The organism is Salmonella sp. FC25216 (assembly GCF_057751355.1).
The window spans coordinates 13308-28341 of sequence record NZ_JBDGON010000001.1; the positions used below are offsets into that span (position 1 = coordinate 13308).

Sequence of the window (15034 nt, forward strand, 5' to 3'; positions counted from 1 at the left end):
TTCTCCTGAAAAAAACCTGAGATAAGCATAGTAGCAATCCTGCCGATGCAGAGCACCGACAGGATTTATCTTATTACAATGCGCTCCATGCATCGGCCCAGGCAATTCCTACGCCGGGCTCATAGTAAGCTGGCGCAACATTACACCATGAGCCCGCCGGGAACGGTTTGCACTGGTACAACGCGCCATTACTGTTGACGATATCGCCTGGAATCCATTTCTGGCTGCTGCTCCAGGCAGGGTAGCTGGTGGTCTTATCTTCGTCATCCGCAGCGGCGGCCTTCGCTTTCACATTCAGCGTATAAACTGCGGTGCTGGATAGCGTACCGTCGCTAACGGTCAGATTCACCACATACTGGGTGTCCTGAGTGACATCAGGTGCATTGAAAATCACAACGGCTTTATCCTGGCCGCTCAGCGTTTTGCCGTCCTGCGACATCCAGGTATAAGTGAGCTTGTCGCCATTCGCGTCTGTCGATCCTTCCGCGCTGAGTGAAACCGCACTACCGGCTTCCACCGCCCCGATCGGTCCGGCAATACGCGCGACTGGCGCCACGTTTTCATCCGTAATTGGCACCGGGGATGGAGTGACATCCGGTTCAGCGGTCCCGTTATCATCGACGACATTAACGTTGAAATAATGCTGTACGCATTTCGTGTAGTCGCCCTCTTTAAAGGCGGTATACGGCGTCTGATATCCAACTAACTGGCAGGAATAGGTTTTACCGTCCGCAGTATCGGCGCTCCAGCCCCAGTCCTCCTCCCAATAGATCGGTAACGCGCCAGCGCCGCCTTCATCGAACTGCTTCATGTTTTTACAGCCCAGCACTTCGTCAGCCGGTACCGGCACTTTCAGGTAGTTGGCAAACTCTTTGTAGTAGGCGATACGGTTAAGCGACTGCGCATTCTCATCTGCCCCGCCGCACTCCACGCCGCCATTGATGATCTGAATGGTGACGCCGAAACCTGATACCAGGCCATTTGCTTTATCGCGATCGTTTGGCTGCCAGGTACCGTCAATCACATGCAGCATAGACGGCTTCGGCGGCTGCGGATAAACAAAGAAGAAGACAGCGCTTGCCAGATTCATCCAGGTATCCGCTACCAGCTCGGGTTTATCCAGCAGTGGGCGAACGTCACCATACATCGCGTCAGAGAAAGGCCCATAGTTGTAGTTATAAGAAAGCTGCTTTGCCCCGCGGCCAAAATAGCTGAGGAAGTCGCCGTCCTTATCTTTACCGCACCGCCAGGTCTGGCCCTGCCATACATCCGGGTTACATTCGCCGTTGTAGCCGCCTTTCTGCCCTTCTGTCCAGCCGACTTCGCGCAGATAAACCAGCGCCTGACGCCATTCCGGAATATCACGCCAGCTTTCGTGACCGCCCGTCTCCTGTGCGAAGTGAGCAAACATGGTTGCCAGCGTTTTACGGCAAATTGCATTGCTGTCACGCCCATCGGTATAGGTTCCGCAGACCGCCGGGAATTTACCGATGGCCTTCAGGAAGTTGCTGTAGGTATATTCCGGCGCGCGCATCGGGAACAGATAATCCCAGTCGCTCTCTTTAAGCATACTTTCGACGCGTTTTACGTTTGCCGGGTTAGCGACGCGTCCCGGGGCAATCAGTTCCACTTCACTGTTCGGCAGCGTGGCAATAGACGACTTTACCGCGTTCATTAACGGGAAATTGGTCAGGGCTTTTTCTTTTGCCGCAAGTTCGCTGGCTTTCATGGTTGCCGGTTCGCTGGCGCTCAATAAAGAGGCCGCGTGTGCCCCAGCCATACTCAACACAATTCCGGCGGCGACCGCGCTTAAGGCCATTGTTTTCCGTAATGCCATCCTAATTCTCCTTGAATATCGTTAACAGACTGCCGGCGCAAATGCGGGCAGTAGGCGCAGTTTCAGGGGAGCGGTAGACGAACGCTAATCATCAAACATCAGCGTGACATCATTTCGGCATCAGCAGACTATAAACGAAAAAAGGGCCGACAAAGCGGCCCTTTTGTGAAAAATGAGGAGCGACTAGGCGTAACCGTAGCTCATCAGACGCTGGTAACGACGGTTTTTCAGGTCGTCTTTACTCAGCACGTCCAGATCGGCCAGGTCTTCCAGCAGTTGTGCTTTCAGCGATGCCGCCATCACTTCCGGGTTGCGGTGCGCGCCGCCCAGCGGCTCCGGAATGATGGAGTCGATAAGCTTCAGTTCTTTCAGACGCGGCGCGATGATGCCCATCGCTTCAGCGGCCAATGGCGCTTTGTCGGCGCTTTTCCACAAAATGGAAGCGCAACCTTCCGGAGAGATAACGGAATAGGTGCTGTATTGCAGCATATTCACTTTATCGCCCACGCCAATCGCCAATGCGCCGCCGGAACCGCCTTCGCCAATCACGGTACAGATAATGGGCACGTTCAGACGCGACATTTCGCGCAGGTTGCGGGCGATAGCTTCAGACTGACCGCGCTCTTCCGCACCCACGCCTGGGTAAGCGCCTGGCGTATCGATAAAGGTGATGATCGGCATGTTGAAGCGCTCGGCCATCTCCATCAAACGCAGCGCTTTGCGGTAGCCTTCCGGCGCTGGCATCCCAAAGTTACGACGAATTTTTTCTTTGGTTTCACGGCCTTTTTGATGACCAATAATCATCACCGGTCGCCCTTCCAGACGCGCGATACCACCGACGATAGCTTTGTCATCAGCATAGGCGCGATCGCCCGCCAGCTCATCAAACTCATCAAACGCCAGACGGACATAATCCAGGGTGTACGGACGCTGCGGATGGCGCGCCAGTTGGGCTACCTGCCATGCGCCGAGATCGGCGAAGATTTTGCGCGTCAGTTCTACGCTTTTTTCGCGCAGGCGATGGACTTCTTCATCGATATTAATATCCAGTTTCTCATCCTGGCGGCTTACCGCAGTCAGAGAATCGATTTTCGCTTCCAGCTCTGCTATCGGCTGTTCAAAATCAAGGAAATTCAGACTCATAGTATTCCTGTATTAGTCAAACTCCAGTTCCACCTGCTCCGAACCAATGAGGCCACGCAGATCGTTAAGTAAACGATCGCTCGGAGAGACACGCCACGTTGCGCCAAAACGCAGTCGCGCACGCGCATCCGCCCTCTGATAGTAGAGATGTACTGGAATGGTCCCCGAGCGGTGGGGTTCCAGAGACTGACGGAGTCGGTTTAAAAGCTGGTCATCAATTTGCCTGTCCGTCAGCGAGATAGCAAGCCCGCGAGCGTATTTTTCGCGAGCTTCGTCAATATCCATCACTTCGCGGGCGGTCATTTTAAGCCCCCCGCTGAAGTCATCAAAGCTGACCTGTCCGCTGACGATAAGTATGCGGTCTTTTTCCAGCAACTGCTGGTATTTATCCAGCGCGTCGGTAAATAACATCACTTCCAGACGCCCGGAACGGTCATCCAGCGTACAGATGCCGATACGATTGCCGCGCTTGGTGACCATAACCCTTGCGGCAATCACGAGCCCCGCAGCCGTGGTGACTTTACCACGTTCTGTCGGATGCATGTCTTTGAGCCTTACCCCGCCGACATAGCGCTCAATTTCTTTTAAATACTGATTGATGGGGTGGCCCGTCAGGTACAACCCCAACGTTTCGCGCTCCCCATCCAATACCACCTGCTCCGGCCACGGCTGGCAGCTGGCATAGGATTGTTCAATTTGCTCCGGCTCTTCCGCCAGTACGCCGAACATATCCGCCTGACCGATAGCTTCCGCTTTGGCATGCTGGTCGGCGGCTTTCAGCGCATCGCCCAATGAGTTCATCAGCGCAGCACGGTGCGGACCCAGCCGGTCGAACGCCCCGGACATGATCAGCTTTTCCAGTACCCGGCGGTTGAGTTTTTTGGTATCGGTCCGCGCGCACAGATCAAACAGTTCGCGGAAATAGCCGCCCTGATTACGCGCGTCGATGATCGCTTCGATCGGCCCTTCGCCAACGCCTTTGATCGCGCCGATGCCGTAGACGATCTCGCCCTCATCGTTAACGTGGAAATGGTACAACCCGGAGTTAATATCCGGCGGCAGAATTTTCAGCCCCATCCGCCAACACTCATCCACCAGGCCGACGACTTTCTCGGTGTTGTCCATATCGGCAGTCATCACCGCCGCCATAAATTCAGCCGGATAGTGCGCCTTCAGCCATAGCGTCTGGTAAGAAACCAACGCATAGGCGGCCGAGTGCGATTTGTTAAACCCGTAACCGGCGAATTTCTCCACCAGGTCAAAGATTTTCATCGCCAGTTCGCCGTCGATACCGTTCTTTTTCGCGCCCTCTTCAAAAACGGAACGCTGTTTGGCCATCTCTTCCGGCTTTTTCTTACCCATCGCACGACGCAGCATATCCGCGCCGCCGAGAGTATACCCGGAAAGTACCTGGGCAATCTGCATCACCTGTTCCTGATACAGAATGATGCCGTAGGTCGGCTCCAGTACCGGCTTCAGGCTTTCATGCTGCCACTGAACGTCCGGGTAAGAGAGTTCTTCACGACCGTGCTTACGGTCGATAAAGTTATCTACCATCCCCGACTGCAACGGACCGGGACGGAACAGGGCCACAAGCGCGATCATATCTTCAAAGCAGTCCGGCTGCAGGCGCTTGATCAGATCTTTCATGCCGCGCGATTCAAGCTGGAAGACCGCCGTGGTTTCCGAGCGTTGCAGCATGTCGAAGCTTTTTTTATCGTCCAGCGGAATGGCGGCGATATCCAGCGGCGGCTCGCCGTTCTTCTCGCGCCGCTTGTTGATCATCTCCAGCGCCCAGTTGATGATGGTCAGCGTACGCAAGCCGAGGAAGTCGAACTTGACCAGCCCGGCATATTCCACGTCGCTTTTATCAAACTGGGTAACCGGATGTTTGCCCTCTTCATCGCAGTACAGCGGCGCAAAGTCGGTAATTTTGGTCGGCGCGATCACCACGCCGCCAGCGTGCTTACCGGCGTTACGAGTGACGCCTTCAAGCTTACGCGCCATATCGATCAGCGCTCTGACCTCTTCGTCCGCCTCGTAAATTTCCGGCAGTTGCGGTTCCGCTTCAAAGGCTTTTGCCAGCGTCATTCCCGGATCGGGCGGCACCAGCTTGGAGATACGATCGACAAAACCGTATGGATGCCCCAGCACGCGCCCTACATCGCGGATAACCGCTTTCGCCGCCATCGTACCGAAGGTGATAATTTGCGATACCGCATCACGCCCGTACATGTCTGCGACGTGCTCAATCACCTGGTCGCGTTTCTCCATACAGAAGTCAACGTCGAAGTCAGGCATAGAGACACGTTCCGGGTTCAGGAAACGTTCGAACAGCAGGTCAAATTCCAGCGGATCAAGGTCGGTAATTTTCAGCGCGTAGGCCACCAGCGAACCGGCCCCGGAACCACGTCCAGGCCCTACCGGCACACCGTTATCTTTTGACCACTGGATAAACTCCATCACGATGAGGAAGTAGCCAGGGAACCCCATCTGGTTGATAACCTGCAGTTCAATATCCAGACGCTCGTCATATTCCGGGCGACGCTTTTTGCGCTCTTCTTCGTCCGGGAACAGGAAAGCCAGACGCTCTTCCAGCCCCTCTTTCGACTTTTTGACCAGATAATCTTCGGTGGTCATATCGCCAGTCGGGAACTGTGGCAGGAAATATTCACCCAGACGCACCGTTACGTTGCAGCGTTTGGCAATCTCCACCGTATTTTCCAGCGCCTCCGGAATATCGGCAAACAGATCGCACATCTCGTCGATGCTGCGCATATATTGCTGCGGCGAGTAATTGCGCGGACGCTTAGGATCGTCAAGCGTGAAACCGTCGTGGATCGCGACACGAATTTCATGGGCGTCAAAATCATCGCTTTCAAGGAAACGGACATCGTTCGTCGCGACAACCGGCAAACCGCGAGTTTCAGCCAGTTCGACCGCGGCATGCAGGTATGTCTCTTCGTCCTGTCTGCCGGTGCGGATCAGTTCCAGAAAATAGCGATCGGAAAAATGCGCTTCATAGAAGGCAACGCACTCCTCCACCAGAGCCTGGTTGCCGCGTAGCAAACAGCGGCCTACATCACCCATGCGCCCGCCGGAAAGCAGGATCAAACCTTCTTTAAGCTCTACCAGCCAGTCGCGATCGATAATCGGACCTGCCGCACCGTAGCCGCGCTGATACGCTTTCGAGATCAGCAGCGTCAGGTTCTGGTATCCCGTATTATTCGCCGCCAGTACCGTCAGGTGAGTCAGTTCATCTCCCAACAGTTCGTTGTGAACGTTAAAGTCCGCCCCGACGATGGGTTTAATGCCCGCACCATGACCCGCTCCGTAGAACTTCACCAGACCGCAGAGGTTAGTAAAATCGGTGATCGCCAGCGCAGGCATACCTAATGAGGCCGCCTTTTTCACCAGCGGCCCGGTCTTCGCCAGCCCATCGATCATAGAGTAGTCGCTGTGCACCCGCAGGTGGACGAAACGTGGTTCAGACATCTTCAGATTTCTCGATACAAGAATCAGGACGCAAGTCCGAGAGCGCGTTTAACAGGCGCAAAGCTGCGTCGGTGGTGCGCCGTCGCGCCATACTGTGCCAACTTTTCCAGATGAAAAGCGGTTGGATAGCCTTTGTGTTGCGCAAAGCCATACTGAGGAAAAACGATATCCAGCGCCGCCATTTCGGCGTCACGGGTGACTTTCGCCAGAATAGAGGCCGCGCTAATCTCCGCCACGCGGCTATCGCCTTTCACCACGGCCATTGCCGGCACCGGCAGATCCGGACAGCGATTGCCGTCGATCAGCACATACTCTGGCGCAATATGCAGACCGGCGACAGCACGCTGCATCGCGAGCATTGTAGCGTGCAAAATATTCAGTTCATCAATTTCATGCGGCTCCGCGCGCCCCAGACTCCAGCTTAACGCCTTTTCTTTAATCTCGTCATACAACGCCAGACGACGCTTTTCAGACAATTTTTTGGAATCATTCAGACCGACGATCGGGCGAGCCGGATCGAGGATCACGGCGGCGGTCACTACTGCGCCCACCAGCGGGCCACGGCCCACTTCATCCACACCCGCCACTAAATGGGTGTGTGGATAAACAAATTCGATCATTGTGCTAACTCCAGAACGGCATCTGCCGCCTGCTCATCGGCATTACAGCGGATCTGCTGATGCAGTTCACGGAAGGTGTCGTGCATCGCATGGCTGGTTTTACCGTTCGCCAGTAGCGGCAACAGCGCTTCGGCGAGTTTTTGCGGTTCGCACTCTTCCTGCAACAGCTCTTTGACTAATTCTCTTCCCGCCAGCAGATTAGGCAAAGAAACATACTCGGTTTTCACCAGACGTTTCGCCAGCCAAAAAGTGAAGGGCTTCATACGATATCCCACCACCATCGGGCATTTTGCCAGCATGCACTCCAGCGCCGCTGTACCGGAAGCCAGCAGTGCCGCATCGCTGGCAACCATCGCTTCACGCCCCATCCCGTCCAGCAAATGAACGGCGAGATCCGGCGCAACCTCCGCTTTAATTTTTTCAAACTGTTCGCGGCGTTTCGTGTTCACCAGCGGCACTACCACTTCCAGATCGGGATAGCGCTGTCGCAGCAATTGTGCGGTTTTCAGGAAATCGGCGCTGAGCATTTCCACTTCCGCGCCACGACTGCCCGGCAGTAACGCCAGACAATGAGCGTTATGCGGGATACCCAGCACGTCGCGCGCCGCATTTTTATCCGGGTCCAGCGGCATTGCATCCGCCATGGTGTGACCGATAAAGCGGCACGGGACGTTAAATTTATCGTAAAACGCTTTTTCGAAAGGCAGAAAAGCCAGCACCATATGGGTGGATCTGCCTATTTTGAAAACGCGTTTCTGTCGCCAGGCCCACACGGACGGGCTGACATAATGAATGGTCTTGATCCCTTGCTTTTTCAGATTACCTTCGAGGGTAATGTTGAAATCAGGGGCATCAATCCCGACAAAGACATCGGGCTTGAGTTCGGTAAAACGGCGGGTCAGATCGGCGCGGATACGCAGCAAGCGGCGTAAACGTCCGAGCACTTCAACAATGCCCATGACCGCCAGTTCTTCCATTTCGTACCAGGCTTCACACCCTTCAGCCTGCATACGCGGCCCCGCAACGCCCACAAAACGGGCGTTGGGTACGCGCGCTTTCAGCGCACGAATTAAGCCTGCGCCAAGAATATCGCCGGACGTTTCGCCGGCGACCAGAGCAATCGTTAAAGGACGCTGTGCCACCATTAACGAATCGGACCGCGCGTTGAACGCTCAAAGAACTCGGTAAACGCCTTCACTTCCGGATGCTTTTCAGCAAGTTCAGCGATTTCCTGCTTCGCTTCGTCGAGCGTTTTACCACTGCGATACAACAACTTATAGGCATTACGAATCGCTACCAGCCCTTCACGGCTAAAGCCGCGACGCTTCAACCCTTCGATATTTACCCCGAACGGCGTCGCATGGTTACCCTGCGCAATCACATATGGAGGAACATCCTGCGCTACGCCGGAGCAGCCGCCGACCATCACATGCGCACCGATAATGCAGAATTGATGAACTGCCGTCATACCGCCGATGATCGCAAAATCATCGACTGATACGTGCCCTGCCAGCGTGGCGTTGTTGGCGAGGATACAGCGATTACCTACCGTACAATCATGTGCGACATGCGCATTGATCATCAGCAGATTATCGCTACCCACCTTCGTCAGCCCACCGCCCTGCACTGTACCACGATGAATGGTGACGCTTTCGCGAATGCGGTTACGATCGCCAATTTCCACACGGGTCGGCTCACCAGCATATTTCAGATCCTGGTTCACTTCGCCGATGGAGGCAAACTGATAAATCTCGTTGTCGCGGCCGATTTTGGTTTGACCATTCACGACCACATGAGACTTCAGTACGGTTCCCTCACCAATTTCGACCTGCGGCCCAACAATACAAAAGGGACCAATGTGGACATTAGCGCCAAGTACAGCGCCGTCTTCCACAATGGCGGTAGGATGAATAAAGGCGGATTTATCAATCACGAATCAGGCCTCCCGGCTACGAGCACACATCATGGTTGCTTCGCACACAACTTTACCGTCGACCAGCGCAACCCCTTTAAAGCGGGTCAGGCCACGACGCGTTTTCTCGAAAGTGACTTCCATGATCATCTGATCGCCTGGCACAACCGGACGCTTAAAGCGCGCTTCATCAATACCCGCGAAATAATACAGCTCACCGGGCTCCAGTTTACCGACGCTTTTAAACGCCAGAATACCAGTTGCCTGCGCCATCGCTTCCAGAATCAATACGCCTGGCAAAATTGGTTTGCCCGGGAAATGCCCCTGGAAAAACGGCTCGTTGACGGAGACATTTTTCACCGCACGCAGAAAACGCCCTTCTTCAAAGTCCAGCACGCGATCGACCAGTAAAAACGGAAAACGGTGCGGCAGAAGCTCTAAAATCTCTTCAATCTGCAGAGTATGAGTGTTAGTAGTCAAAATACTCTTCCTGTCCAAATATACAAAAAGGCAATAATAACACGGCCTGCCGCAATCGTATGAATGTGACAGGCCGGAAAAGAATGGCAACTACAAGGCGAAACGTTAGTCTTGTTGATTAACCTTGCGCTCAATCGCTTTGAGACGCTTGCTCATATCATCAATGTTCATCACCAGTGCAGCAGTTTTACGCCATACTTTGTTGGGTTGCAGCGGAATGCCTGAGGAGTAGACGCCCGGTTCCGTGATGGGACGCATCACCATACCCATGCCAGTTACCGTGACTTTGTCGCATATTTCCATATGCCCATTGATCACGCTGGCGCCGCCAATCATGCAGTAACGGCCAATCTTCAGGCTACCCGCCATAATGACGCCACCGGCAACTGCCGTATTGTCGCCAATCACGACGTTATGTGCAATCTGGCACTGATTATCAATAATCACGCCGTTGCCAATAACAGTATCATCCAGCGCGCCACGGTCAATGGTGGTGCAAGCGCCGATCTCGACACGATCGCCAATAATGACCCGGCCCAGTTGCGGGATCTTCACCCAGTTGCCACGATCGTTAGCGTAACCAAAACCATCCGCGCCGATCACCGTACTGGACTGGATCAGGCAATTCTCACCGATCTGAATGTCGTGGTAAATCGTTACGTTCGCCCACAAGCGTGAACCCGCCCCGATTTTGCTATTTTTTCCGACGAAACAGCCTGCGCCGATAACCACGTTATCGCCCAGTTGTACGCCAGATTCAATTACCGCATTCGCGCCGACTGAAACATTGCTACCCAGCGTTGCCGTCGCATCAATCACTGCGCTTGGCGCGATATTCTGCGCGGGCTGCGGCGTGGTGTCTAAAATTTGCGCCATGCGCGCGTACGTCAGATAGGGATTTTTCACGACTAACGCTGCGCTTTTTGCGAACGGAAGATCGTCCTGCGTCATCACAACCGCAGAAGCCTGGCATAAACCTAAGTGTTCACGGTACTTAGGATTCACCATAAACGTAATGTGGCCTGTTGTTGCAGATTGCATGGACGCAACGCCGGTGATGACGATATCGCCATCACCGTGTAATTCTGCATCCAACTGTTCTGCTAAGTCAGCCAGTCGAATTGAAGGCATTACTTATTTAACCTGTTTCAGTACGTCAGCGGTGATGTCTTTCACATCGCTGCTGTTGTAAGCAACGGTGTTCGCGTCTACCACCAGATCGATGCTCTGGTCGTTAGCCACTTTTTTCACCGCAGTCTGGATACGAGTCACCAGTTTGCCGCGTTCTTCGTTGGAGCGACGAGCGCGATCTTTCTCAAAAGCCTGCGCTTTTTGCGCGAAAGTCTGGCGCTCAGACATCACGTCTTTTTCCAGCTTAGTACGATCGCTGCCTGCCTTCATGGATTGCAGACGCTGCATTTTGGATTGCAGATCGGTTTCCATTTTTTGCAGTTCAGCCGCACGGCCTTTAAACTCGTTTTCCAGTGTATTGGATACACCCGTCTTCTGCGCAACCTGTTGGAACAGATTACCCATGTTGACGATTGCAATTTTGTCAGCAGCCTGTGCGGACGTTACCATCGCCAAACCAAGACCTGCAGCTAATAACCACTTTTTCACAATAAACTCCTTACCATCCCATTTGCACCCGAAGGTACAGCTCTTTGCGTGGCCTGGCGATCCCTGAAGGCATCGCCAAAAGTCATCGCTACACTACCAATGCATTCCTTTGCAGTGAACAATTACCAGGTTTTACCAATGTTAAACTGGAACTGCTCAGCTTTGTCTCCATCGTACTTTTTAAACGGCTGGGCGTAGGAGAAGACCAACGGCCCCAATGGGGACATCCATTGTAATGCGATACCCGCGGACATACGGATGTTGCTTGGATCGCTGTAGTCCGGCACACCAGCAGCCCGAGTCTGGCTAGTGTCTTGCCAGTTTGTATCCCAGACGGTACCCATATCCCAGAAGAAGGAAGTACGCACCGAATTAGCATATTTCTCGCTGATAAATGGCGTCGGCGTGATAAATTCCAGGCTAGCGACCGCCATGGCGTTACCCCCTACCGCATCGTCTGAATCACATACCCCACCATCAGTACGGGAGCAATCTTCGTAGTTATCTCCATCACCCGAGTGTGCACCAGATTTATAGACCGCTTTCGGACCAATGGTATTAGACTGGAAACCACGCACAGTACTTGAGCCCCCAGCATAGAAGTTTTCATAGAACGGCATCTCTTTACTACCGATTCCATCCCCATAACCCCAGCGCGTACGACCCAGAACTACCCATTTGTGATCGTTATCGATTGGTACATAGGTCGCGGTATCCAATGTCACTTTATAGTATTCATTATCAGACCCCGGAATTGTCACTTTACCCGTCAGGTTAACTCTTGAGCCATCCGTCGGAAAATAGCCACGGTCCAATTTATTGTAGGTCCAGCCGTAGTTAAAGGTGAAGTCATCTGCAGCAAAGCTACTGCTGTCATCATGTCCCATCGACTCAAGATAACGGTCCATCGCTATCTGAGGCTGCATATTGGACAGGGAGTTATGCACATACCCTACGCCCGCGCGCAACGTGTTGTACTCGTTGATGGGGAAGCCAAGCGTCACATCCGTACCGTAACTCTTGTTGGTATAGTCGGACAGATCCGCATCGTCCGCCTGGAAGTCGTTATAGAAGATACGACCACCGAGGCTCACGCCGTCAACGGTAAAGTATGGGTTAGTAACGGACAGTTCGCTGTAGGTCTGGTAGTCGTTTTTGGTTCCGTTAATCCCCACGGAATAGCCTGTACCTAACCAGTTGTCCTGCTGAACGCCGGCCTGGAAGCTAACGCCGCTTTCTGTACCGTAGCCAATACCGAAGTTGAAGCTACCGGTATTACGCTCTTTCACCTTGTAGACCACATCCACCTGATCCGGGCTGCCCGGAACGCGCTGCGTATCGGTATCAACGGTTTCAAAGTAACCCAAACGGTTCAGACGCTCTTTCCCCTGGTCGACCAGATCGCTGCCCAGCCACGCCCCTTCCATCTGACGCATTTCACGGCGCAGAACGGAATCTTTTGAGGTATCGTTGCCTTCAAAACGGATCTTACGCACGTAGAAACGGTTACCGGCATCGACGTTAACGCGTAATTTAACGGTCTTGTCGGCGTCGTTAATTTCAGGCTGTGACTGCACGCGCGGATAGGCGTAACCATAGCGACCGAGAAGCTTTTTGATGTCATCTTCCATTTTGGTCACTTTGGTGCCGTTATAGAGCTCGCCCGGTTCAATTTTCGTCAGGTTCTCAATTTCAGCGGAATGCCCGGCCAGGTTACCGCTCACCTGAACCCCGGAAAGCTTGTACTGATCGCCTTCGGTGATATTGACGGTGATGTAGATCCCTTTCTTATCCGGCGTCAGACTCACTTGCGTAGAGTCAATATTGAAACGCGCGTAGCCGCGATCCAGATAGTAACTGCGCAAGGTTTCAAGGTCGCCCGCCAGCTTCTGCTTCTGATATTTACGATCGCCAACGACGTTCCACCACGGCACTTCGTCACGCAACTGGAAATGAGAAATGAGTTCTTCGGTGCTAAAGGCATGGTTACCGACGATGTTGATCTGTTGGATCTTCGCCGATACGCCCTCCTGGAACACCAGTTTAAGATCAACACGGTTGCGCGGTAGCGGCGTTACAACCGCCTTAACGCTGGCGCTGTATTTACCTACGCTATAGTAAAAGTCTTCCAGCCCTTTTTCGATATCAGACAGCGTGGTGCGATCCAGAGACTCGCCAACACGTACGCCAGACGCTTCGAGGTTTTGCTTGAGCATGTCGTCTTTCACCGATTTGTTACCGGAGAAAGTGATGCTGGCAATGGTCGGACGTTCTTTTACCTGAACCAGAAGGGTATCACCATCGCGCAGGACGCGGACGTCCTCAAAGTTGCCGGTGGCGAACAGAGCGCGAATGGTGTTACTGATATCTTCATCATTAACCGTGTCGCCTGTGCGCACCGGCATACTGAGGAGAGCCGCACCAACGGCGACTCGCTGCAGGCCTTCGAAATGAATGTCCTTCACTACGAACCCTTCAGCACCGTATACGGTGGCGCTGCTGAACAGCAGCGACGCTATGAGCAACTTTTTCATCGCCATCGTTATTATGCGTTCTTCCTAACTAACTCTCTTACAACCGAGAGAAATCATTGAAAAGTGCAAGCCCCATTAACAACACCAGCAAAATCGAGCCAATGCGATAACTAAAGTCTTGAACTCGCTCGGATACCGGCCCGCCCTTAAGCTTTTCAATCGCCAGGAACAGCAGATGCCCCCCGTCAAGAACGGGCAGCGGAAACAGGTTGATTATCCCTAAGTTCACGCTGATTAGCGCAAGGAACATCAGGTAATAAATCACCCCGAACTCCGCTGACATCCCAGCCCCCTGAGCGATAGAAATCGGCCCACTGAGGTTGTTCAGTTTCACATCACCGGTTATCAATTTACCCAGCATACTGACCGTCAGCTTCATCAACTGCCACGTCTTATCCGTGGCTTCGAGGATGGCGCTAAAAGGCCCATACTGGCGTATAGTCTTGTACTCTTCCGGCAGAGGAATAATTTTAGGCACCACGCCTGCAAAACCTTCCGCCTTTCCGTTAACCGATTTCGTATCCGGCGTTAACGTCAACGACAAGGCGCTCCCCTGCCTTTCAATCTCTAACGCTAACGGCTTACCGGGATTATCGCGTACAAACGTAACGAATTTCATCCACTGCGTTAACGGCTGACCATCGACTTTAACGATCCTGTCGCCCGCTTGCAAACCCGCTTTACTGGCTGCGGAATTCGCCTGCACTTCTGACAGTACCGGTTCGATCTGCGGCCCGCGGGGCCGAATCCCTAAAGAAGATACAGGATCTTGCTTATCAGGCTCAAATGCCCAGTGACGTAAATCAAGCGTTTTGTCCTGCCGCTGGTCGCTGCCAAAGGGCGCGACGCTCACCGTCGTCTGCTGGTCGCCAATTTTGGACACCAGTTGTAAACGCACGGCATCCCAATCAGGGGTTTCGATACCATCAATGGCTTTAAGTTCCGTACCAGGCGCAATTTGCGCCTGCGCAGCAATCGAGTTGGGCGTTATTTCGCCAACGACCGGACGAACGCCAGGGACGCCGATGATAAAGACCAACCAGTAAGCAAAGATAGCAAAAATGAAGTTCGCCACCGGACCTGCGGCAATAATTGCGGCGCGCTGGCCCACCGTTTTGTTATTGAAGGCGTGACGACGCAATTCCGGCGCTACCGGTTCGGCGCGCTCATCCAGCATTTTGACATAGCCGCCCAGCGGGATCAGGGCGATGACATACTCGGTACCATACCGGTCAGTACGGCGCCAGAGCGCTTTGCCAAAGCCGATGGAAAAGCGCTCAACACGCACACCGCAGCGCCGGGCAACCCAGAAATGACCAAATTCATGCACAGTGATCAGCACGCCCAGTGCGATGATGAATGCAGCCAGATTCCAGAGAATACTCAGCATAAA

At 53.6% G+C, this 15034-nt stretch carries 11 protein-coding genes; all 11 read right to left on the reverse strand.

Annotated features, from left to right (window positions below; translation table 11 throughout):
• Positions 1–73 precede the first annotated feature (73 nt).
• The 11 genes from AC3G3F_RS00085 to rseP all read right to left on the reverse strand — a co-directional run bounded on the left by AC3G3F_RS00085 (position 74) and on the right by rseP (position 15031).
• Positions 74–1837 carry a glycoside hydrolase family 19 protein gene (locus AC3G3F_RS00085; protein ID WP_488394269.1) on the reverse strand — a complete coding sequence of 588 codons (1764 nt, stop codon included), beginning with the start codon at positions 1835–1837 and terminating at the stop codon, positions 74–76.
• Positions 1838–2020: 183 nt separating this feature from the next.
• Entirely contained in the window at positions 2021–2980 is a 960-nt protein-coding gene (gene accA / locus AC3G3F_RS00090) for an acetyl-CoA carboxylase carboxyl transferase subunit alpha (protein WP_053508731.1), read from the reverse strand.
• 12 nt (positions 2981–2992) lie between these two features.
• Positions 2993–6475, reverse strand: coding sequence for a DNA polymerase III subunit alpha (gene dnaE, locus AC3G3F_RS00095; RefSeq protein ID WP_063390138.1), 3483 nt, complete (start codon positions 6473–6475; stop codon positions 2993–2995).
• A gap of 23 nt (positions 6476–6498) precedes the next feature.
• Positions 6499–7095 carry a ribonuclease HII gene (gene rnhB / locus AC3G3F_RS00100; protein ID WP_053508736.1) on the reverse strand — a complete coding sequence of 199 codons (597 nt, stop codon included), beginning with the start codon at positions 7093–7095 and terminating at the stop codon, positions 6499–6501.
• Entirely contained in the window at positions 7092–8240 is a 1149-nt protein-coding gene (gene lpxB, locus AC3G3F_RS00105; RefSeq protein ID WP_220529169.1) for a lipid-A-disaccharide synthase, read from the reverse strand. The genes rnhB and lpxB overlap by 4 nt, the downstream gene beginning before the upstream one ends.
• Positions 8240–9028, reverse strand: a complete 789-nt coding sequence (gene lpxA / locus AC3G3F_RS00110) for an acyl-ACP--UDP-N-acetylglucosamine O-acyltransferase (RefSeq protein WP_053508740.1) — start codon at positions 9026–9028, stop codon at positions 8240–8242. Before lpxA ends, lpxB begins: the two co-directional genes overlap by 1 nt.
• A gap of 3 nt (positions 9029–9031) precedes the next feature.
• On the reverse strand, positions 9032–9487 hold the full coding sequence (gene fabZ, locus AC3G3F_RS00115; RefSeq protein WP_000210741.1) for a 3-hydroxyacyl-ACP dehydratase FabZ: 456 nt from the start codon (positions 9485–9487) through the stop codon (positions 9032–9034).
• 105 nt (positions 9488–9592) lie between these two features.
• On the reverse strand, positions 9593–10618 hold the full coding sequence (lpxD, locus tag AC3G3F_RS00120) for a UDP-3-O-(3-hydroxymyristoyl)glucosamine N-acyltransferase (RefSeq protein WP_001139265.1): 1026 nt from the start codon (positions 10616–10618) through the stop codon (positions 9593–9595).
• A gap of 3 nt (positions 10619–10621) precedes the next feature.
• Positions 10622–11107, reverse strand: a complete 486-nt coding sequence (gene skp, locus AC3G3F_RS00125) for a molecular chaperone Skp (protein ID WP_053508742.1) — start codon at positions 11105–11107, stop codon at positions 10622–10624.
• Between the two features lie 122 nt (positions 11108–11229).
• A complete protein-coding gene (gene bamA / locus AC3G3F_RS00130; protein ID WP_053508744.1) occupies positions 11230–13647 on the reverse strand; it encodes an outer membrane protein assembly factor BamA in 2418 nt (805 codons plus the stop codon).
• 31 nt (positions 13648–13678) lie between these two features.
• A complete protein-coding gene (rseP, locus tag AC3G3F_RS00135) occupies positions 13679–15031 on the reverse strand; it encodes a sigma E protease regulator RseP (RefSeq protein WP_063390134.1) in 1353 nt (450 codons plus the stop codon).
• Positions 15032–15034: the final 3 nt, after the last annotated feature.